Source organism: Rhodococcus sp. WB9 (assembly GCF_007558985.1).
Classification (GTDB): domain Bacteria; phylum Actinomycetota; class Actinomycetes; order Mycobacteriales; family Mycobacteriaceae; genus Rhodococcus_F; species Rhodococcus_F opacus.
This window is the reverse complement of sequence record NZ_CP041769.1, coordinates 3,498,275-3,519,644: the sequence shown is the minus strand read 5'-3', so window position 1 is coordinate 3,519,644 and position 21,370 is coordinate 3,498,275. Positions and strand designations below refer to the sequence as shown.

Here is a 21,370-nt window from a genome sequence, read left to right as displayed (position 1 = left end):
GGCGGTCACCACTGTCGCAGGGTGGAGATCCGCTCGGTGAGCTGCTCGACGGTGGCGATCGCCGTGGGCGGGCCCCCGCAGACGCGACGCAGTTCGCCGTGGATGGTGCCGTGCGGCTTGCCGGTCCGGTGGTGGTGCATCGCGACGAGACTGTTCAGTTCCCGGCGCAGCTGCGCGAGCTGTCCGGCGGCGGCCACCCGGTCCGCGACCTGGGGCACGGGCGTGTGCACGGGCGCGGGGGCGGGCTCCTGCTTGTCCAGCTGCTCCGACTGACGCTGACGGAGCAGCGCGCGCATCTGATCGGCGTCGAGCAGTCCGGGCAGACCCAGGTAGTCGGCCTCCTCGTCGGAGCCCGAGAACGTCGCCGTCCCGAAGGACGACCCGTCGTAGATCACCTGGTCGAGCTCGGCGTCCGCGCCGAGCGAGGTGAACGCCTTCTCCTCTTCGCCGAGCTCGTCCTTCTGCTTGTTCGCGTCGGCGAGAAGATCGTCGTCGAAGCCGTCCTTCTCCCGATGGGGCTTGCCGAGCACGTGGTCGCGCTGCGCCTCGAGCTGGCTGGCCAGGTCGAGCAGCACCGGAACCGACGGGAGGAACACGCTCGCGGTCTCGCCCTTGCGACGGGACCGCACGAAACGCCCGATCGCCTGCGCGAAATAGAGCGGGGTGGACGCACTGGTGGCGTACACACCGACGGCCAGGCGGGGAACGTCGACGCCTTCCGACACCATGCGGACGGCGACCATCCACTTCTGGGTGCTCGCCCCGAACTCGGCGATCCGCTTGGACGCCGTGGGGTCGTCGGAGAGCACCACGACCGGGTCTTCCCCGGTGACCGCCGTCAGGGTCTGCGCGTACGCACGGGCCACGGTCTGGTCGGTGGCGATCACGAGACCTCCGGCGTCGGGCATTCCGCCCGTGCGCAGCTGGCCGAGCCGGGTGTCGGCGGCGTGCAGGACCGCGGGAATCCAGTCGCCCGACGGGTCCAGGGCCGTCCGCCACGCCCGGGCCGTCTGCTCCGCACTGAGCGGCTCACCGAGTCGCGCGGAGAACTCCTCGCCCGCGTTGTTCCGCCAGCGTGCCTCGCCGGAGTAGGCGAGGAACACTACGGGCCGGACGACGCCGTCCGCGAGGGCGTCCGAGTACCCGTAGGAGTGATCCGCCTTCGAGCGCATCAGACCCTCGCGATCGGGTTCGTATGTCACGAACGGGATCGCACTGTCGTCGCTGCGGAACGGCGTACCGGTCAGGGCGAGGCGGCGGGTGGCGTCACCGAACGCCTCCCGGATGGCGTCACCCCAGCTCTTGGCGTCGCCACCGTGGTGGATCTCGTCGAGGATGACCAGCGTGCGGCGGCTCTCGGTGCGGACCCGGTGCTTGAACGGGTGGGAGGCGACCTGCGCGTACGTCACCACGACACCCTGGTAGTCGCTGGAGGTCTGCCCGGTCGAGTTCGAGAAGTACGAGTCCAGCGCGATGCCGTTGCGCGCAGCGGACTCGGCCCACTGGTGCTTGAGGTGCTCGGTCGGTGCGACCACGGTCACCTGATCGACGGTGCGGTCGCGCAGCAACTCCGACGCGACCCGCAGCGCGAACGTGGTCTTACCGGCGCCCGGCGTCGCGACCGCGAGGAAGTCCTGCGGTCCGGTCGACAGATACTTCGTCAGCGCACGACGCTGCCAGGCGCGCAGTGATCCTGCGGGTCTGGCAGGTTCGGTCTGTGCGAGGTAGGCCTCGGTGCCCACGATCTGCGCTGCCTCGGTTTCCATTCTCGGCGCCGACTGGGAGCCCACTGTCTCAGCACTCACGGGCTGCCCTCCGCTGGCATGGCACTGTTTGCTCGCACTCCTCGGTATTCGATCGACATGTCCGGGTCCAGACCCGAAGGCGCTGTCCGTCAAGGAGCCTAGCGTCCGGATCCGACGCGGACCGCATTCGCGAGTTCCGATAGTGACAGATTTGTCGCGACACGAGGACAGCAGCGGTGGGCAACCGGGCGTGTCGTCAGGGATGCTGGAAACATCATGACCGAAACACCCTCGACAACGCCGCAGAGTGGCGGTGACCCACCCCGGTCCGGGTGGCATCCGCTACGTCGTGCACTGAGCGTGATCGGTCGCACAGCGAGCAAGGCCTGGGATGATTCGATCTTCGGAAAGGCGGCCACGGCGGCGTTCTGGCAGACACTGTCGCTGCCTCCGCTCCTGCTGGGGCTCCTCGGAATGCTCGGCTACGTCGGCGGCTGGTTCGGGCCCGACACCGTCGACATCATCCAGTCGAAGATCATCAACTTCAGCGGGACGGTGTTCAGCGACAGCGTCGTCGAACAGATCATCCGCCCCACCGTCGGCGACGTACTCGAACGTGGGCGCCCCGAGATCGTGTCACTGAGCTTCCTGCTGTCCCTGTGGGCCGGCTCCTCCGCCATTTCCACGTTCGTGGACTCGATCGTCGAGGCCCACGGCCAGCAGGAGGCGCGGCATCCGGTGTGGCAGCGCGTGTTCGCGTTGCTGCTCTACGTGATGTTCCTGATCCTCGCCGTGTTCACCCTGCCGCTGGTCGCGCTGGGGCCGACGCTCGTCGGCAGGGTGCTCCCGGAGGCGTGGCGCACGATCGGGACGGAGATCGTCGACACGTTCTACTACCCCGGCGTGGGCCTGTTGCTCATCGTGGGCCTGACGACGCTGTACAAGGTGGCACTGCCCCGGTCGCTGCCCTGGCACCGGCTGCTCGGCGGCGCGCTCGTGGCGGGGGTGTTCTTCCTCGGCGCGAGCACCTGCCTGCGCCGCTACCTCTCCTGGGTGGCCGGAACCGGATACACGTACGGGGCGCTGGCCACGCCGATCGCGTTCCTGCTGTTCACGTTCTTCCTGGGTTTCGCGGTGGTGCTCGGCGCCGAGTTCAACGCCACCGTCCAGGAGTTCTGGCCCGCCCGTGCCACCCGCATCGACCAGATGCGGGATTGGATCGCCGCACAGGCCGAGAGTTCGCCGTCGACGGGTCCGGTGACCAGCCTCACACGTCGCATCGCCACCGGTCCGATCAAGGTCGTCGGCGACCGTGCCCGTCCGGATGCGGGCGAGCCGGAGCACGGGAACGACGACGAGCCCGACGGCCCGGTACGAGAACCTCCCGAGCCACCGGGTGTGCGACGAGCGCCGGTGAAGCGTCAGTCGCCCTTGCGTAATCCTTCGTAGATCTTCTTGCAGTCGGGGCAGACCGGCGATCCCGGCTTCGCGGACTTCGTCACCGGAAACACTTCGCCGCACAACGCGACGACGTGAGTGCCCATGACGGCGCTCTCCGCGATCTTGTTCTTCTTGACGTAGTGGAAGAATTTGGGAGTGTCGTCATCGGTCGACTCGTCGGTGGTGACGTCGGGCCGTTCCTTGGTTTGAGTGCTCACCCCTCAATAATGCCGCAACCGGCCGACGAACCCACCCCCTGTGTGCATTTGCCGCCCGACAGTGGAACAGTGGAGTCATGGCACGAAGTGCAGGGTTCGGTGGGTCCCACGACGCCGGCTCCCCGAGCAATCCGGTTCTCATCACCGAGGCGGCGCGATCCATCGAGGATCAACATCGCGCCCGTGTCCGCAAGTACCTTCTCATCATGTCCTTCCGGTTCCCCGCGCTGATCTTCGCGGCGGTGGCGTACGGCATCTGGGAGAACCCGTGGATCTCGATGGCGATCATCGGTGTGTCGATCCCGCTGCCGTGGATCGCGGTTCTCATCGCCAACGACCGCCCGCCGCGGACCAAGGACGAGCCCAGCCGGTACGACCACCGCGAGTCGCCGTCCACCGCGCTGCCCGCGCCGCCGCACCACACGATCGAGGGCTGACACAGTCGGGCGTGCTGCAACAATGCACGGGTGAACCGTGACGAGCTGCTGTCGATCTGCCCCTCTCTGCGTGCGGCCCTCCGCCGCAACCGGTACGACACGGACACCCTGCTCGATGCGCTGGGCCCCGAGGTCCATGCGGCGCTGAGCCGCAACGAGCCGGTCCCGGTACGCCGGGCCAGCGCGGCCTGCGGCGAACTCGGCAGCCTGATCCGCCTGTTCCTTCTCACCGACGACTGTCCCGTCGGTGAGGTGGCCGCGGCGCTGTCCCCGCTGCCGGTCGAGGACGCCGTGGCGGCCGGCCTGCTCGAATCCGACGGCGACGTCGTCCGGGCGGCCCTCGATCTCCGTCCGATGGACATCGGCGGGGGCAACCGCTGGGTGCTCTCCGACCTCGACGGCTCACTCCGCCCCCGCGAGACCCCCGTCGACCACGTCATCGGCGTCGGGCACGCGTCGCTGTCGCTGCTGCAGGCCACCCCGACCGCGCCGGTCGGGACGCTGCTCGACGTCGGGACCGGTTGCGGCATCCAGGCCCTGCACGGCGCGTCCTACGCCGACTCGGTCACGGCCACGGACCTGAACGTCCGTGCCGTCGATCTGGCGGCCGTCACGGCGGCACTCAACGAGGAAGAGATGGAACTGCTCGCCGGGTCGTGGTTCGATCCGGTCGAGGGTCGCACGTTCGATCAGGTCGTGGCCAATCCGCCGTTCGTCGTCAGCCGCGCCCGGGTGGGTCACACCTACCGCGACTCCGGACTCGACCTCGACGGCGCGAGTGAGCTGATGATCTCCCGCGTGGCCGACTATCTCGCGCCCGGCGGCACCGCGGCGCTGCTGGCGTCCTGGATCCACGTCGAGGGCGAGGACTGGCGCGCCCGGGTGGCCTCCTGGCTTCCCGCCCACGGGATCGATGCGTGGGTGGTGCAGCGGGATGTCGCGGACCCGGCCCTCTACGTCGGCACCTGGATGCGGGACGGCGGCCTCGACACCCGGGACCCGGCCACCGCGACCATTGCCGAGGACTGGCTGGATCACCTCGCGAGCGCCAACGTCGAGGGGGTCGGCTTCGGGTTCGTCTACCTGCGCCGGACCGACGCACCCACCGATCTGATGGCGGAGGATCTCACCCACGGCTTCAGCGACCCCTTGGGCGCGGAGGCGCTCGCGTACTTCGAGCGGGTGGCGTGGCTGCGCGACCACGACGTGCTCACCGCGCGTTTCCGTGTGGAGGAGAGCACCGCCCTGGAGCGGGTGTTCCTGCCCGGCGACGAGGGATGGAACCAGGTGGTCGCCCGGCTGCACCGGGGGAACGGCCCGGCGTGGCAGCACGAGGTCGACGATCTCGTCGCCTCGCTCGTCGCGGGCATGCGCGGCGACGGCCTCGTGCTGGGCGAACTGATCGAGCTTCTCGCCGCCGCCCACGGCGTCGACGCCGAGGAACTCGCGCAGTCGGCCGTGCCGCTCGTGCACGCTCTCGTCCGGCACGGACTCGTGCTTCCCGCGTAGCCGCCGGGTTCCCGATCCGTGCCCCTTATACGTGTTCTCAGCAACTTCTCAGGACTGAATCGAGGAACCCGCAGGTCACAGCGCCTTCACAAATTACCGGCCGGGAACTTTCCCAGGCCTTCGGTGCGTTGATCCATATGAGACACCACCGATGAGGAGGCAAGTCATGACAAGCCCCAGCACCACTACTCGCATTCGCCCCAGCGCTGCCGATCTGGACGCCCAGAGCCCCGCTGCCGACCTGGTCCGGGTCTACCTGAACGGAATCGGCCGCACAGCTCTGCTGACGGCCGCAGACGAGGTAGAACTGTCCAAGCGAATCGAGGCTGGGCTGTACGCCGCGCACATCCTGGAGACCGGGAAGCGACTCTCTCCCGCCAAGAAGCGCGACCTCGCGACGGTCGTCCGTGAAGGACAGTCAGCCCGCGCACACCTCCTCGAGGCCAACCTGCGGCTCGTCGTCTCGCTCGCCAAGCGGTACACCGGACGCGGCATGCCCCTGCTGGACCTCATCCAGGAGGGCAACCTGGGTCTGATCCGCGCGATGGAGAAGTTCGACTACGCGAAGGGGTTCAAGTTCTCGACGTACGCCACCTGGTGGATTCGTCAGGCGATCACCCGCGGCATGGCCGACCAGAGCCGGACGATCCGGCTCCCAGTGCACCTCGTGGAGCAGGTCAACAAGCTGGCCCGTATCAAGCGTGAGCTGCATCAGCAGCTCGGGCGTGAGGCGACGGACGACGAGCTGGCCGAGGAGTCGGGCATCCCGGCGCACAAGATCGCGGATCTCCTCGACCACAGCCGCGACCCGGTGAGCCTCGACATGCCGGTCGGCAACGACGAGGAAGCTCCCCTGGGCGACTTCATCGAGGATTCCGAGGCCACGTCGGCGGAGAACGCCGTGATCGCCGGTCTCCTGCACAGCGACGTGCGCAGCGTGCTGGCCACCCTCGACGAGCGTGAGCAGCAGGTCATCCGGCTGCGTTACGGTCTCGACGACGGTCAGCCGCGCACTCTCGACCAGATCGGCAAGCTCTTCGGGCTCTCCCGCGAGCGGGTCCGCCAGATCGAGCGCGAAGTGATGGGCAAGCTGCGTCAGGGCGACCGCGCCGAGCGGTTGCGCTCCTACGCGAGCTGACGAGAACCTCCACCGGAATCAGCGCCGGTGCCGGTCGTACGCGACCGGCACCGGCGTTGCGCTGTCTGCGAGGCCGGGTGACCGGTCAGCGAAGGCGGCGGGGCCCGAGGTCGGCGACGCTGGGCTCCGGGCCGATCCGAACACGCGAATCGGTGATCTGCGCGCCCTCGGCCGATGCGAGCACGGGTTCGCAGGCCAGTTCCCGCACCTCCGGGAGGTCGTCCGCGAGAGCCGAGATCCGCTGCACGAGGTCGACGAGAGCCGATTTGTTCACCGGGACCGCGCTGCGGTAGCCGGACAGCAGCGGTGCGGCTTTCGGTGCGTCGATCAGTTCCGTTGCGGCGTCCTCGGTGAGGGGCAGGACCCGGTAGGCGCGGTCGCCGAGGAGGTCGGAGATCACGCCGGCGAGCCCGAACGAGATGAGCGAGCCGAACGACGGGTCGTCCTGGACGCCCACCACACAGCCGATTCCCTTCGTGGCCATCCGCTGCACGTGGAGTAGCGGTTCACCGGACGCGGCGGCGAGGTCGCGGTAGGCCCAGCGGACCGAATCGGGCCCGACCAGATCGAGGCGGACGCCACCGAGGTCCGGCCGGTGCCGCCACTGCTCCCCCGTCGCCTTCACCGCGACCGGGTACCCCAATTCCTCGGCGGCCTGCACGGCCTCGTCTTCGGTGGTGGCGGAACGGAATTCCACGACATTCACGCCGTAGCACGCGAGGAGTTGCGATGCCTCGAAGTCCGACAGCCAGCGTCCGGACGACGTCCCCAGCCAGCCGTCGACCATCGTTTTCGCCCGCTCCGGATCGATCCCATTGGGGCGCACCACTTTCGAGGACGGTTTGCTCTTCCACGCCGAGTACCGCCAGGCGCGTGCCAGTGCCAGCGCCGCGCGTTCCGGACCGGGATAGGAGGGAACCGAACCGCGCGTCGGGTGCCCGTCCTCACCACGGACCGCCAGGACGTCGGGCACACCCTCCGCCGCGAGGAACGTCGTGAGGACGGGTTTGTCGGCGTCCCGCACCGCCTCCCGCAGCGCCTGGGCATAGGGTTCGACGGGAACGGCGACCGGTGGTACGAACACGGCGATCACCGAATCGACATCGAAGGACGTGAGCGCTGTCCGCACGGCCGCCGCGAACTCCTCGGGACCGGCCTGGGGACCGAGGTCGACGGGGTCGCCGACCTGCAGACCCTCACTGCGTGCCGCATCCGCGGCGAGCACACCGAGGGCGGTGGAGTTCCCGACCACGGCGAGCCGGGGTCCCGCGGGCAGCGGCTGATATCCGAACAGCAGCGCACAGTCGAACAGCTGGGAGATCGACCCGACCTGCACGACACCGGCCTGCTCGAAGAGGGCGCGGACGATCGAATCGTCCATCTCGCCACCGCTGGCCGCCAATGCGGGCGGGACGGCGTGCCTGCCGCTCTTGACCGCGACGATCGGCTTGTTCCGCGCCACCCGGCGCGCGATGCGCGAGAACTTGCGGGGGTTGCCGAAGCTCTCCAGGTACAGCAGCACCACCTCGGTGGCCGGATCCGAATCCCAGTACTGCAGGAGGTCGTTGCCGGAGACGTCGGCGCGGTTTCCCGCGGAGACGAAGGCGGACAATCCGATTCGGCTCCGCGCGGCCTCGTCGAGGATCGCGATGCCGAGTGCGCCGGACTGGCAGAAGAATCCGACGTTGCCCGGGCTGGGCAGCACCGGTGCGAGGGTGGCGTTCAACGAGACCTCGCTGTCGTTGTTGGCCACACCGAGCGCGTTGGGACCGATCAGCCGCATCCCGTGCGCTCGGGCGGCGTGGACGAGGCGACGTTCGGACTGCCGTCCGTCCAGCCCGGTTTCGCTGAATCCCGACGACACGACGACGAGTGCCTTGACCCCCTTGTCCAGGCAGTCGTCGAGGACGGCGTTGATCGACTCGGCGGGTACCGCGACGACGGCGAGATCCACCTCGTCGGGGATGTCGCGGACCGACGGGTATGCCCGCACTCCGTGGACCGAACGGTGCTCGGCGTTGACCGGGTACACCGGGCCGGTGAATCCCGCCCGCAGCAGGTTGGTCAGCACGGCGTTGCCGACCTTCGCCCGGTCGGTGGACGCACCGATCACCGCGACCGACCGCGGACTGAGCACGTTGCGCATGCTGCGCGCCTCGGCGGCCCGCTCGCGGGAATTGCGCACGGACACCATCGCTTCGGTGGGGTCGATCGCGAACTCGAGCTTGAGTACTCCGCCCTCGAAGCTGCGGCTCACCTGATATCCCGCCTCGCGGAACACCGTCACCATGTTCCGGTTCTCGGCGAGAACCTCGGCGACGAACATCGTCAGGCCGTTCTCCGCGGCCGCCGCGGCGAGATGCTCGAGCAGGATGGGCCCGAGTCCGCGGCCCTGATGCGCGTCGGCGACGACGAACGCCACCTCCGCGGACTTGCCGTCCCCCTCGCCGATGAGCCGCTCGTACCGGCCGACGGCGATGATCTCGTCCCCGAGCAGCACCACGAACGCCACCCGGTCGTGGTGATCGACCGTGGTGAAATGAACGATGTCCCGTTGCGACATGGTCGGGTAGGGGCCGAAATACCGCAGATAGCGGGTGCGTTCGGAAAGCTTCGCGTGGAACGCGACGAGTTTGTCCGCGTCCTCCGGCACGATCGGCCGTAACGCCACCGCTCCGCCGTCCGCCGCCAGCACGTCGGCGACCCAGTGCCGCGGGTAGTTGTGCGCGGCGTCGGGTTTCCCCTTCGCCTCGGTCTTGACCGCCGCCCCGGCGACGCCCGACGTCTCCGCGCTCGCCGACGTCTGGATGCCGTCGGTGGTCTCGCTGCCGTCCGTCGGCTCAGTCACGGGGATCCTCCGGGTCGAGTCCGAGTAGCGGGAAGCAGGCGCGGCGAGTGGCGATGACGGCCGAGTCGATCCGCGTCAGGGCGCGATCGACCGAGGGGATCCCGGTTTCCGGTGTGCCGCCGGGACCGTCCCAGGGCCGGTAGTCGACCTCGCCGCCGTCGCCCATCGTGTCCGGCAGGTCCACGCTGGGTGCGAGCGCGTGTGCCCGCTCCTGCCAGGCCTCGGGTACGGCACGGCGCGTGTCGATCTCGCGGTCGAGCGCGGCGGCGATGAGGTGGGTCCACGCGCGCGGGACGACGCGGACGAGGCCGTAACCGCCGCCGCCGACGGCGAGCCAGCGTCCTTCGGCGTAGCGGTCGGCGAGATCACGCATCGCGAGGAACGCGGCCCGCTGGCCGTCGACGGTCAGGGCGAGGTCGGCCAGCGGATCCTCGCGGTGGCTGTCGACACCGCACTGGCTGATCACGATCTGGGGCCGGAACGACGCGAGTGCGCCCGGGACGACGGCGTGGAAACCGCGCAGCCACAACGCATCGACGGTGCCCGGCAGCACGGGGAGGTTGACGGCGGTGCCCTCCCCCGATCCCTCGCCGACCTCGCTCGACCACCCTGTGTTGGGCCAGAGCGTCGCCGGATGCTGGTGGAGCGAGATCGTCAGGACCCGGGGGTCGTGCGCGAACGCGTGCTGGACCCCGTCCCCGTGGTGCGCGTCGACGTCGATGTAGGCGATCCGGTCGAAACCGTGGTCCAGCAGCCAGGAGATCGCAATGGCGACATCGTTGTACACACAGAAGCCGGAGGCCCAGTCGGGCATCGCGTGGTGCATGCCACCGCCGATGCTCACCGCCCGGCGTGTGCGCCCCGCTGCGATCTCCTGCGCCGCGGCGAGGGAACCGCCGGCGAGGATCGCGCTCGCCTCGTGCATCTGGGGGAAGACCGGATTGTCCTCGGTGCCGAGCCCGTGCGGGGCGTCCGCACCGAGCACACCCGACGTCGCCGAGTGCCCGGCCTGCTTGACTGCTTCGACGTACGCGGGAGTGTGGATCCGCAACAGGTCTGCGTCCGAGGCGGCGTCGGGCCGCAACAGTTCGACCCCTTCGAGAATCCCGAGGCTGCGGGCGAGCGACATGGTCAGCTCGAGCCGGGTGGGATTCATCGGGTGGTCCGCACTCCACCGATAACTGAGATAGTCCGGACTCCACACGACTGCACGGTGCGATACCAGTGCAGCCGAATCCTCCCCGGAACTGAACGACGCGGTCATGAACTCACGCTACTGGTCCCCCGCGGAGGGTGCGAGCAGACCCCGGCACGACCGGCACCGACGCGCTGCGGGGACGGACGGCGCCGGTGGCGGGCAATCACCGGTAGAATCAACCGAGACGAAGGGGTGTGAGTGTGAAGGATCTGGTCGACACCACGGAGATGTACCTCCGGACGATCTATGACTTGGAAGAAGAGGGCGTCGTCCCACTTCGAGCACGTATTGCCGAACGACTCGAGCAGAGCGGTCCCACGGTCAGCCAGACCGTTGCCCGGATGGAGCGTGACGGTCTCCTCCTGGTCGCCGGTGACCGCCACCTGGAACTGACGGAGAAGGGCCGCGAACTCGCGGTGTCGGTGATGCGCAAGCACCGCCTCGCCGAACGACTGCTGGTCGACGTCATCGGCCTCAAGTGGGAAGAGGTCCATGCGGAGGCGTGCCGCTGGGAGCACGTCATGAGCGAGGAAGTCGAGCGACGTCTCGTGGAGGTGCTCAACAACCCCACTACTTCGCCGTACGGCAACCCTATTCCCGGGCTCGCGCTGCTCGGGCTGGACCGTCCGGTCGACGCCCCCGAGACGCTCATCCGGCTCACGGACGTGCCGCCCGGCAAGCCGACCGCTGTCGTCGTCCGGCGCCTCGCGGAGCACGTGCAGTCGGATCCGGACGTCATCGGGCAGCTGCGCGAGGCGGGCGTCGTTCCGGACGCGCGCGTCACCGTCGAGACCAAGCCCGGTTCGGTCACCATCACGGTGCCCGGCCACAGCGGGTTCGATCTGTCCGAGGAGATGGCACACGCCGTCCAGGTGAAGCAGGTACAGGGATAGTCGATGAAACTTCTGGTCACCGGCGGCGCCGGCTACGTCGGCAGCGTCTGTAGCACGGTCCTGCTCGAACGCGGACACGAGGTCGTCATCATCGACGACCTGTCCACGGGTAACGCCGACGCGGTGCCGCTCGGTGCCGAGTTCGTCGAGGGCGACGTCGCGGAGGTGGTGTCGGACGTGCTCGGCACGAGCGGCACACCCCGCTTCGACGGCGTCCTGCATTTCGCGGCGCAGTCGCTCGTCGGCGAGTCCGTCCAGTACCCGGAGAAGTACTGGCGCGGCAACGTCGTCACCACGCTCGAGCTTCTCGAGGCCATGCGGCATTCGGGGACACGGAAACTCGTGTTCTCGTCGACCGCCGCGACGTACGGCGAGCCGGAGCACTCGCCGATCACGGAGGCCGATCCGACCCGTCCCACCAATCCGTACGGGGCGACGAAACTCGCGATCGACCATGCCATCACGTCGTACTCGGTGGCCCATTCGCTCGCGGCGACCAGCCTGCGGTACTTCAACGTCGCGGGAGCGTACAAGTCGGCCGGCGAGAACCGGGTCGTCGAAACGCATTTGATTCCTCTCGTGCTCCAGGTGGCGCTCGGTCAGCGGGAGAAGATCTCGATCTTCGGCACCGACTGGCCGACTCCGGACGGAACGGCGATCCGCGACTACATCCATGTGCTCGACCTCGCCGAGGCGCACGTGCTGGCACTGGAGTCGTCGATCGAGGGCAGGCACCGCATCTACAATCTCGGCAGCGGTGCGGGTTTCAGTGTGCGCGAAGTCATCTCGGCGTGCGCGCGGGTCACCGGTCTCCCCATTGCGGTCGAGGACGCACCGCGCCGGGCAGGCGATCCGGCCGTACTGGTGGCGTCGAGTGATCGTGCAATCGCGGAGCTCGGGTGGCGGCCGGAGCACACCGACCTCGACGAGATCGTCGCCGACGCGTGGGCCTACCTGCAGGAGCTGGGCGACCGGTCGCACGCGGCACGCCGGTGACGCCCGCTCAGGCCGCGATTCAGCGGGGCAGCACGACACCGATCGCTTCGGCTCGCTCGTAACCGACGTCGGCCAGGCCCCGCACCTCGGTCGGCCGGAGTCCGGAGTGCAGTGCACCGTCGAGCAGGGTGGCCAATACGTGCCCCGGCTCCGAGTCCAGGGCGGCGGCCAGCGCGATGCCGGCGAACGGCCCGTCGCCACGAAGGTAGGCGCTGTATCCGAGCAGCGCCGCCGGGTTCGCGCGTTCCGGATCCGGGAGGTTGCGGGCGAGGAGAATCCACAGTTGCTCCGCGTCGTCGGCGTACGGGCCGACGGCCAGAGCGAGCGCGCTGTCCCGGACGGTGACGTTCTCCAGTGCGAGCGCGAGTTCCGCGTACTCCGGCGCGAGGAGCCGCTCCCCGGACGACACCCGCGCGACGTGTGTCAGCACGAGCTCGAGTTCGAGACGGTGACCACGCTCCGGCGCGGCCGATCGTGCTGCCAATTCCCTTCGCAGAAGCGATGATTGACGGCCACGTTCGATGAGGGCGGCGATCTGCATCCGTTCGAGCACCGGGCCCACCTCGATGGTGGCTTCCAGCTCCTCGCGCGAAGAACGGATGGCCCTGCCCTCGACGACCCGCGCGAGCGCGACCCGGGACGACGTCGGATCGGACTGGGCTCCGCACTCACCGCCGCCGAGGAGGCTGAACCATTCGCGGCCGGCCGCGATCTCCACCGTGACGAACACGTCGAGAAGTTCGGTCGGTGTGAAGTCGAGGAGCTCTTCGAATTCTTCGACGATCGCGGACAGCTCGTCCAGGGAGATCGCGGCCGCGTCGGTGAAGCGGTCGTCGACGAGCACCAGGAGCACCCCGGTGGCCTGCTCCCTCTCACAGACGGTGGCAAACTGACCCAACGCCGCGTACATCGGCGGGGTCGGCACGTCGCCGCCGCTGAGGACCAAGTCGTGTCTCATGACGGCTCCGACCGACGGGTTGCGCTCCCCGGACAGACACACCGCCACGATCGAGCGGGCGGGCCGGAATCCGAGCAGTGCGGGAACCGAGGCGAGAAGGTCGCCCGGGGCGGACAACGTGACGGTGTGCTGGTGCGGGGGCGGTCCCCCGCCGGGATCGTCGGAGAAACCGGAACCGTGCGGGAATGCGGGTGTCGTCATGCATCAGACTCTGACGGGTCGACGCGTCGCCGCACGGCGGGCGAACTGGGAAAACCCAGAGGTCTGTGGATGGGCCGTCGGTTGTGGACAACCGGGCCGCCGCGCCGCGCAGACGCGCCGATCGACCGAGAAGTCGTCGGAGCCCTGTGCTAGTGCCCGCTCAGCTGGTCTGCACCTTCTGCACCGCGGCGGTGAACAACTCGTCGAGCGCGACCGTGTCGGCCTTCGCGTCGCCGAAAGACATGAAGGTCGCGGACACCCGCACGTCCCCCACCTGCGCGATCAACGTGACCATCGACTGGGTGACCTTGTCGCTCTCATTGCCGGACTTGACGGTCCGCCGCAGCGCGAGGGTGTCGTCGGCCCGGACCGGAGGGGCCGGCGTGACCGCGGTGGTGACGGTGGACTCGGCCCCACTGTCCGTCACGGTGACCTCGCCGCACTTCTTCGTCTGTGCCGCCAGTTCGTCGAGGGGTGTATCGGTTCTGGTGAGCTCGACCGAGATCGTCGAACGGCTCGCGTTGTCCGTGCCCACCGCCATGACGGTGCCGGTCGGTCCGTAGTCCTGCGCAGGCGGCGCACAGTCCGCAGGGTCGACCACCGCGCCCTGCGGTACTCCCGTCAGGTCGGGTGCCGCCATCGACACGGCCTGGGCGGGCAGCACGATCGCCTCGTACCGGGCCGGGAAGTCGGCCGGATCGACCAGAAGCTTCGACAGTCCCTTTCCGGACGGCGAACCGGCCGCGATGGTCGTGCTCGGCTGCGCGACACCGGAGACCGTCGAGGAACACCCGGAGAGAATCGTCACCGCGGCCAGCGAGACCACCGGGACAACGATGGCCGTCCGTACCGCTGTGCGCCGAGACCTCACCGTCGACCTCCCGTGTCGGATGTGTGGTGCCCCCGCCCGGGGAGCCTTTCCGCCACTCTGCCACGCCGGCGCACCGACAGCGGGGAGGCTGCGGCTCAGTTGCCGCGGGCGATCCACTCCTCCAGATGCGGGGATTCGGTCCCGATGGTGGTTCCGTCGCCGTGCCCGGTGCGGACCGTCGTCGACGGCGGTAGCGCGAACAGACGATCGCGGATGGACCCGATGATCGTCGGGAAGTCCGAGTAGGAGCGCCCGGTGGCTCCCGGTCCGCCCGAGAACAGGGTGTCACCACTGAACAACTCCCCCGCCTCCGGCAGATACAGACAGCAGGAGCCGGGCGAGTGCCCGGGCGTGTGGAGCACGCGGAGGTCGGTCCCGGCCACGGCGATCTCCTGCCCGTCCTCGATCGGCGTGTAGACGACCGCGGGGTGAGTCTGTCGCCACAACACGTCGTCGGCCGCATGGAGGTAGAGAGGGGCGTCCAGCGCCGTGGACAGTTCCGGCGCCACCGTGACGTGGTCGTTGTGGCCGTGCGTGCAGACGATGGCCCGCACGTGCCTGCCGCCGACAGCCTCGACGATCGGGGCGGCGGTGTGCGCGGCGTCGATCACCACCACCTCGGAGTCGTCGCCGACGATCCACACGTTGTTGTCGACGTCCCAGGTGCCCCCGTCGAGGCTGAAGGTGCCGGAGGTGACCACTCGGTCGATGCGCACGCTCACGACTCGACCGCCGATCGCCGAACCCGGTACGCAATTCTTCGTACCCGTGCAGACATCGTGCACCTCCAGGATCTCGTCCGTCTCGGCCCGTTCCTCACATTGCCACAGACCGTGCGCGGGATCTCGCTGTGGGCGAACACCGGAAGGCCCCGGACGGGAATTATCGGTCGCCCGCGCCGTGTTCCCCGAGAGCGGGACCTCCGAGAGCAAAGTCCGACGTATCGATGCCGGAGACGATAGGGGACACTGGAGGCCAGGCACGAAGGAGAAGAGGTCTGTAATGGACGAACAGTCGAAGATGTACGAGCTGGAGTTCCCGGCACCGCAGCTGTCCTCCGCGGACGGCCAGGGACCTGTACTGATCCACGGACTCGAGGGCTTCTCCGACGCAGGCCACGCCGTCAAACTCGCCACGACGCATCTCCGCGAGAGCCTCGAGAGCGAGCTGGTCGCCTCCTTCGCGGTCGACGAACTCGTCGATTACCGCTCCCGTCGGCCCACCATGACGTTCAAGGCCGACCACTTCTCGGACTACGACCAGCCCGAGCTGAACCTGTATGCGCTGAAGGACACGGCGGGTACCCCGTTCCTGCTGCTGGCCGGCATGGAACCCGATCTCCGCTGGGAGCGGTTCACGACGGCGGTGCGCCTGCTGGCCGAGCAGCTCGGTGTACGCCGGACCGTGGGCATCAACGCCATTCCGATGGCCATCCCGCACACCCGCCCACTCGGGGTGACCGCGCATTCCACGAACAAGGACCTGATCAAGGACCACCAGCGCTGGTCCGGCGAACTGCAGGTTCCCGGCAGCGCGTCCTCGCTGATCGAGTTGCGGATGGCGCAGCACGGGCACGAGTCGGTCGGGTTCTCGGTTCACGTCCCTCATTACCTGGCGCAGACGGACTACCCGGGCGCCGCCGAGACCCTCCTCGAGAATGTGAGTGACGTCACCGACCTGGACCTGCCGCTGGCCGCGCTCGGCGAGGCCGCCGCACGCGTCCGCGAACAGGTCGACGAGCACATCGCAGGTAACGAGGAGGTACAAACCGTCGTCCACGCCCTGGAACGCCAGTACGATGCGTACGTAACAGCTCAAGAACAGCAGTCCACGCTCCTGGCCAGCGAAGAAGACCTGCCGAGTGGTGACGAACTCGGTGCAGAATTCGAGCGTTTCCTCGCCGAACAGGCCCTGCAGGACGGCGAGGACGGCGGCTCCGAGGAGGAGGGGGGATCACGGGGCGGGGCGTGACCGAGGAGCTGTTGTGCGGTCGCCACTCGGTCACTGTGCGACCGCACGGTCCAGTTGTTCGGCCGAGAGCGGTGCAATAGCGTCGAGACCAAGCGGATGATTGAGCTGTCAACATTCGGGAGTGCACCCAGTTCAGGAGGCGACATGAGCGACACTCGCATTCGTAAGCTCAGGCCCGTTCCGAACGCCGAAACCCGCATGATGTTCCGCACGATCCACGGCTACCGCCGCGCGTTCCGCATGGCAGGTGAGGGTCCCGCGCTGCTGCTGATCCACGGCATCGGCGACAACTCGTCCACCTGGACCGAGATCATCCCGCACCTCGCCAAGAACTACACCGTCATCGCCCCCGATCTGCTGGGTCACGGACGCTCCGACAAGCCACGGGCCGACTACTCGGTCGCGGCGTACGCCAACGGCATGCGCGACCTGCTGTCCACCCTGGGGATCGACAAGGTCACCGTCGTCGGTCACTCCCTCGGCGGCGGTGTCGCAATGCAGTTCTCCTACCAGTTCCCGCAGATGGTCGACCGGCTCGTCCTGGTCTCGGCCGGCGGCGTCACCAAGGACGTTCACCCGCTGCTGCGGCTCGCCTCGGTGCCGGTGGTCAACGAGGCGCTGAAACTGCTGCGCATTCCCGGCGCGATGCCCACCGTGCGTCTGGTGGGCAACGTGTTGAGCCAGCTGAACGGGACGCGACTGCGTCCCGGTGCGATGCTGCACGACACACCCGACCTGGTGCGCGTACTGGCGGAGCTGTACGACCCCACGGCCTACGAGGCATATCTGCGCACCCTGCGCGCGGTGGTCGACTGGCGCGGCCAGGTCGTCACCATGCTCGACCGATGTTATCTGACCGAGAATCTCCCGGTGCAGCTCATCTGGGGCGATCAGGACGCCGTCATTCCGGTGAGCCACGCCCACCTCGCGCACGCGGCGATGCCCGGCTCTCATCTCGAGATCTTCCGCGGCGCAGGCCATTTCCCGTTCCGCGACGACCCGATGCGGTTCCTGCGCACCATCGAGAAGTTCCTGTCCGTGACTCATCCCCTGCAGTTCGACGAAGCGAAGTGGCGGCAGATGCTCGTCACCGGCGTCGGTGAGAGCACCATCACCGGCAGCGCGTCCACCCGCATGGCGGTCCTCGACGCGATGGGATCGGACGAACGCAGCGCGACATAGGCCTGGCAGCGGTGCACCGCCTTCCGGCTAGCCTGTAGCAGTGCTTCTCTCCGACCTGCTCCCCGAGAACGCGGATTCCGATTCCGTTTTCGACGCCTTCACCTCCTGGACCGAAGAACGGGGTCTGACGCTCTACCCCGCGCAGGAAGAATCCGTGATGGAGCTGGTGTCGGGGGCCAACGTGATCCTGGCGACGCCCACCGGATCCGGCAAGTCGATGGTGGCGGTCGGCGCCCACTTCTACGCCATGGCCACCGGCAAGCGCACCTTCTACACCGCCCCGATCAAAGCCCTTGTCAGCGAGAAGTTCTTCGCCCTGTGCGAGGTGTTCGGCGCGGAGAACGTCGGCATGATGACCGGCGACGCCGCCGTCAACTCGCGGGCACCGATCATCTGCGCGACCGCCGAGATCGTCGCGAACCTCGCACTGCGCGAGGGCCCCGAGTCCGACATCGGTCAGGTCGTGATGGACGAGTTCCACTTCTACTCCGAACCCGACCGGGGCTGGGCGTGGCAGGTCCCCCTCGTCGAACTCCCCCACGCCCAATTTCTGCTCATGTCGGCCACCCTCGGCGAGGTCGACTTCTTCTCGTCCGACCTCACCCGCCGGACCGGCCGCCCCACCACCGTGGTGGCGGGCACCGAGCGTCCCGTTCCCCTCATGTTCTCGTACGCCACGACACCGGTAGGCGAGACGATCGAGGAACTGGTGACCACCAATCAGGCCCCCGTCTACGTGGTTCACTTCACCCAGGCCGCAGCCCTCGAACGCGCGCAGGCCCTGACCAGCGTCAACTTCTGCTCGCGCGAGGAGAAGGACGCCATTGCCGAAGCGCTGGGCGGCTTCCGGTTCACCACCGGATTCGGCAAGACGCTCTCGCGTCTCGTCCGGCACGGTATCGGCGTCCACCACGCGGGCATGCTGCCGAAATACCGCCGTCTCATCGAGAAGCTGGCGCAGGACGGTCTGCTGAAGGTCATCTGCGGTACCGACACCCTCGGTGTGGGGATCAACGTCCCCATCCGCACCGTGCTCCTCACCGGGCTGACCAAGTTCGACGGCACCCGCACGCGGCACCTCCGCGCCCGCGAGTTCCACCAGATCGCGGGACGCGCGGGACGCGCCGGCTACGACACCCTGGGCACCGTGGTCGTCCAGGCCCCCGAACACGAGGTCGAGAATCTGCGTGCACTCGCCAAAGCGGGCGACGACCCGAAGAAGCGCCGGAAGGTGCAGCGCAAGAAGGCGCCGGACGGCTTCGTGTCGTGGAGCGAGGCCACGTTCGATCGGCTCGTCGCCGCGTCACCCGAACCGCTCGTCTCACGGTTCTCCGTGTCGAACTCCATGCTGCTCAACGTAATCGCGCGACCGGGCAACTGCTTCGAGTCCATGCGGCACCTCCTCGAGGACAACCACGAGTCGCGACCCGCGCAGCGCAAGCACATCCTCAAGGCGTTGTCGTTGTACCGCGGGCTGATCGACGCCGGCGTGGTGCAGAGACTCGACGAACCCGACGCCGACGGCCGCATGGCCCGGCTCACCATGGAACTCCAGCGGGACTTCGCACTCAACCAGCCGCTGTCCCCGTTCGCCCTGGCCGCCCTCGAACTCCTGGACGTCGAATCCGATTCCTATGCACTGGATGTGGTGTCGGTGATCGAGTCGACCCTCGACGACCCGCGGCAGGTCCTCATGGCGCAGCAGCACTTCGCCCGCGGTGAGGCGGTCGCGCAGATGAAGGCCGACGGGATCGAGTACGAGGAACGAATGGAACTGCTCGAGGAGGTCACCTGGCCCAAGCCTCTCGCGGACCTGCTGTTCCCGGCGTTCGAGATGTACCGCGGTGGGCATCCGTGGATCACGGAGTTCGCGCTGTCGCCCAAGTCGGTAGTGCGCGACATGGTCGAGCGGGCCATGACGTTCGCCGAAATGGTCAGCCACTACGGTCTGGCCCGTTCGGAGGGGCTCGTGCTGCGATATCTCGCGGACGCGTATCGCGCACTGCGCCAGACCGTTCCGGCCGAGGCCCGGACGGAGGAGCTGGACGACCTCATCGAGTGGCTGGGCGAGCTGATCCGCCAGGTGGATTCGAGCCTGCTCGACGAATGGGAATCTCTCACCGACCCCGGCGCGGAGGGAGACGACCAGCAGGTCGCGTTCGGCGCCGATGTGCCGCGCCCGATCTCGGCGAACACGCGGGCATTCCGGGTGATGGTGCGCAACGCCATGTTCCGGCGTATCGAACTCGCGTCGCGGCGGCGGTGGGCCGAACTGGAGGGACTCGACGACGGCATCGACGCCGAGGAGTGGGAGGACCAGCTCCAGGCGTACTTCGACGAATACGACTCCCTCGGCACCGGCCCCTCGGCGCGCGGCCCCCAACTGTTCCAGGTGGAGACCGCGCCCGAGCTGTGGCGGGTGCGGCAGGTCCTCGAGGACCCGCAGGGCGATCACGGGTGGGCGTTGACGGCGGTCGTCGACCTTCCCGAGTCCGACGCGGCCGGCGAAGTGATCTTCGACGAGCTCAGCATCGTCGAGGGTTAGCGGTCAGGAACGCGGCCGGCGGGGCTGATCACGCCGCGCCGCGTTCTTCTCCTTGATGCGGACGGTCTCCTTGCGGACCTCGGCCTGGGTGGCACGTTCCTGCTGCAGCCATTCGGGTCGATCGGCCATGAGCGCGTCGATCTGCTCGGTGGTGAGCGCCTCGGTGACGCCGCCTCGGGCGAGGCCCGCGATGGACACCCCCAGCTTCGCCGCGACCACCGGCCGCGGGTGCGGGCCGTTGCGGCGCAGCTCGAGCAGCCACTCCGGCGGATCGCTCTGCAGTGCGCTCAGCTCGTCGCGGGAGACGAGACCCTCCTGGAACTCCGCGGGGGTGGCCTCGAGGTACACACCCAGCTTCTTCGCCGCGGTGGCGGGCTTCATAGTCTGAGGGCTCTTGTGCGACGTCATGGTGTCAAGAGTAACGAGCGTGTGCGGCGTCGTTGACCAAGGCCGGTAGCCTGACGGAGTGACAGACGCGGATGCATCCCCTTCGTTCCGGCTCGCGTATGTCCCGGGCGTGACCCCCACCAAGTGGGTGCGGATCTGGAACGAACGGCTGCCCGACGTCCCGCTCACCCTCGTCCCGGCAGCGGCCGCCGCCGCACCCGACCAGTTGCGCGGCGGCGGCGCGGACGCGGGCCTGGTGCGGCTGCCGATCGACCGGACCGGTCTCAGCGCCATCCCCCTGTACACCGAGATCCCCGTGGTCGTGGCGCCGAAGGACCACGTGGTGGCGGCGGTGGACGAGGTGTCGATCGCGGATCTGGCCGACGAGATCGTGCTGCACCCGCTCGACGACGTCCTCGTCTGGGACAGCGTGCCGGGACTTCCGGCCCAGGACCGCCCCGCCACGACGGCCGACGCAATCGAACTGGTCGCTGCCGGGATCGGGTTGCTCGTCGTCCCGCAGTCGCTCGCTCGGCTCCACCACCGCAAGGACCTCGTCTACCGGACGGTGTCGGACGGCCCGGAGTCACGGATCGCGCTGTCGTGGCCCGAGGACGAGACCACCGAACTGGTGGAGGAGTTCATCGGCATCGTCCGAGGCCGGACCGTCAACAGTTCCCGGGGCCGCACCCCGACGCCGGCGCAGCCGAAGAAGAAGCGTCCCGCCGCGGCGACTGCACGCCAGAAACCGGCCACGGGAGCCAGGACGTCCCGGTCGGGCTCCGGAGCGAAGAGTGGCAAGAAGGGCAAACCACGGCGGCGGTCCTAGGCCC

General features: G+C 68.5%; 18 protein-coding genes. 10 read left to right on the top strand and 8 right to left on the bottom strand.

Going from position 1 to position 21,370, the window contains the following annotated elements:
• Nucleotides 1-5: 5 nt before the first annotated feature.
• Nucleotides 6-1,766 (bottom strand): DEAD/DEAH box helicase, encoded by a 1,761-nt coding sequence (locus FND50_RS16315; protein WP_144289077.1) that lies wholly within the window; start codon nucleotides 1,764-1,766, stop codon nucleotides 6-8.
• A 255-nt stretch (nucleotides 1,767-2,021) separates the two neighbouring features.
• Between FND50_RS16315 and FND50_RS16310 the strand changes: the two genes are divergently transcribed.
• Entirely contained in the window at nucleotides 2,022-3,194 is a 1,173-nt protein-coding gene (locus tag FND50_RS16310; protein ID WP_186301293.1) for a YihY/virulence factor BrkB family protein, read from the top strand.
• On the opposite strand, the gene FND50_RS16305 is transcribed toward FND50_RS16310, so the two are convergent.
• Nucleotides 3,167-3,403 (bottom strand): DUF3039 domain-containing protein, encoded by a 237-nt coding sequence (locus FND50_RS16305; protein WP_005240826.1) that lies wholly within the window; start codon nucleotides 3,401-3,403, stop codon nucleotides 3,167-3,169. The genes FND50_RS16310 and FND50_RS16305 overlap by 28 nt on opposite strands.
• 77 nt (nucleotides 3,404-3,480) lie before the next feature.
• On the opposite strand from FND50_RS16305, the gene FND50_RS16300 reads away from it, so the two are divergent.
• The 3 genes from FND50_RS16300 (at nucleotide 3,481) to FND50_RS16290 (ending at nucleotide 6,487) form a co-directional block, all read left to right on the top strand.
• Complete coding sequence (locus FND50_RS16300) at nucleotides 3,481-3,840, top strand: DUF3099 domain-containing protein (RefSeq protein ID WP_005261100.1); 360 nt, start codon at nucleotides 3,481-3,483, stop codon at nucleotides 3,838-3,840.
• A gap of 30 nt (nucleotides 3,841-3,870) precedes the next feature.
• Nucleotides 3,871-5,349, top strand: a complete 1,479-nt coding sequence (locus FND50_RS16295) for a methyltransferase (protein ID WP_144286364.1) — start codon at nucleotides 3,871-3,873, stop codon at nucleotides 5,347-5,349.
• Nucleotides 5,350-5,515: 166 nt separating this feature from the next.
• Nucleotides 5,516-6,487, top strand: a complete 972-nt coding sequence (locus FND50_RS16290; RefSeq protein WP_005261102.1) for a sigma-70 family RNA polymerase sigma factor — start codon at nucleotides 5,516-5,518, stop codon at nucleotides 6,485-6,487.
• Nucleotides 6,488-6,572: 85 nt separating this feature from the next.
• Here the strand turns inward: FND50_RS16290 and FND50_RS16285 are convergent, their stop codons facing one another.
• Together FND50_RS16285 and FND50_RS16280 are read right to left on the bottom strand one after the other, a co-directional pair.
• Nucleotides 6,573-9,335: a bifunctional GNAT family N-acetyltransferase/acetate--CoA ligase family protein gene (locus FND50_RS16285; RefSeq protein ID WP_144286363.1), complete on the bottom strand. Its 2,763-nt coding sequence runs from the start codon at nucleotides 9,333-9,335 to the stop codon at nucleotides 6,573-6,575.
• Complete coding sequence (locus FND50_RS16280; RefSeq protein ID WP_005261104.1) at nucleotides 9,328-10,599, bottom strand: acetoin utilization protein AcuC; 1,272 nt, start codon at nucleotides 10,597-10,599, stop codon at nucleotides 9,328-9,330. The genes FND50_RS16285 and FND50_RS16280 overlap by 8 nt, the downstream gene beginning before the upstream one ends.
• 134 nt (nucleotides 10,600-10,733) lie before the next feature.
• Between FND50_RS16280 and FND50_RS16275 the strand changes: the two genes are divergently transcribed.
• Nucleotides 10,734-11,426 carry a metal-dependent transcriptional regulator gene (locus tag FND50_RS16275; RefSeq protein WP_005240804.1) on the top strand — a complete coding sequence of 231 codons (693 nt, stop codon included), beginning with the start codon at nucleotides 10,734-10,736 and terminating at the stop codon, nucleotides 11,424-11,426.
• A 3-nt stretch (nucleotides 11,427-11,429) separates the two neighbouring features.
• Nucleotides 11,430-12,422: a UDP-glucose 4-epimerase GalE gene (gene galE / locus FND50_RS16270; protein WP_005261105.1), complete on the top strand. Its 993-nt coding sequence runs from the start codon at nucleotides 11,430-11,432 to the stop codon at nucleotides 12,420-12,422.
• A 19-nt stretch (nucleotides 12,423-12,441) separates the two neighbouring features.
• Here the strand turns inward: galE and FND50_RS16265 are convergent, their stop codons facing one another.
• The 3 genes from FND50_RS16265 to FND50_RS16255 all read right to left on the bottom strand — a co-directional run bounded on the left by FND50_RS16265 (nucleotide 12,442) and on the right by FND50_RS16255 (nucleotide 15,174).
• A complete protein-coding gene (locus FND50_RS16265) occupies nucleotides 12,442-13,581 on the bottom strand; it encodes a DUF4192 domain-containing protein (protein ID WP_144286362.1) in 1,140 nt (379 codons plus the stop codon).
• A 160-nt stretch (nucleotides 13,582-13,741) separates the two neighbouring features.
• Nucleotides 13,742-14,407: a DUF5642 family protein gene (locus FND50_RS16260; RefSeq protein ID WP_144286361.1), complete on the bottom strand. Its 666-nt coding sequence runs from the start codon at nucleotides 14,405-14,407 to the stop codon at nucleotides 13,742-13,744.
• A 140-nt stretch (nucleotides 14,408-14,547) separates the two neighbouring features.
• Complete coding sequence (locus FND50_RS16255) at nucleotides 14,548-15,174, bottom strand: MBL fold metallo-hydrolase (protein ID WP_005261108.1); 627 nt, start codon at nucleotides 15,172-15,174, stop codon at nucleotides 14,548-14,550.
• Between the two features lie 280 nt (nucleotides 15,175-15,454).
• Between FND50_RS16255 and FND50_RS16250 the strand changes: the two genes are divergently transcribed.
• The 3 genes from FND50_RS16250 (at nucleotide 15,455) to FND50_RS16240 (ending at nucleotide 20,150) form a co-directional block, all read left to right on the top strand.
• Entirely contained in the window at nucleotides 15,455-16,423 is a 969-nt protein-coding gene (locus FND50_RS16250; RefSeq protein ID WP_005568502.1) for a proteasome assembly chaperone family protein, read from the top strand.
• Between the two features lie 144 nt (nucleotides 16,424-16,567).
• Nucleotides 16,568-17,605: an alpha/beta fold hydrolase gene (locus tag FND50_RS16245; protein WP_005240793.1), complete on the top strand. Its 1,038-nt coding sequence runs from the start codon at nucleotides 16,568-16,570 to the stop codon at nucleotides 17,603-17,605.
• A 40-nt stretch (nucleotides 17,606-17,645) separates the two neighbouring features.
• A complete protein-coding gene (locus FND50_RS16240) occupies nucleotides 17,646-20,150 on the top strand; it encodes an RNA helicase (protein WP_144286360.1) in 2,505 nt (834 codons plus the stop codon).
• 3 nt (nucleotides 20,151-20,153) lie between these two features.
• Here FND50_RS16240 and FND50_RS16235 read toward each other — a convergent pair whose 3' ends face one another.
• Nucleotides 20,154-20,558 (bottom strand): DUF5997 family protein, encoded by a 405-nt coding sequence (locus FND50_RS16235; protein WP_005240786.1) that lies wholly within the window; start codon nucleotides 20,556-20,558, stop codon nucleotides 20,154-20,156.
• 58 nt (nucleotides 20,559-20,616) lie between these two features.
• On the opposite strand from FND50_RS16235, the gene FND50_RS16230 reads away from it, so the two are divergent.
• Nucleotides 20,617-21,366 carry a LysR family substrate-binding domain-containing protein gene (locus FND50_RS16230; RefSeq protein ID WP_144286359.1) on the top strand — a complete coding sequence of 250 codons (750 nt, stop codon included), beginning with the start codon at nucleotides 20,617-20,619 and terminating at the stop codon, nucleotides 21,364-21,366.
• Nucleotides 21,367-21,370: the final 4 nt, after the last annotated feature.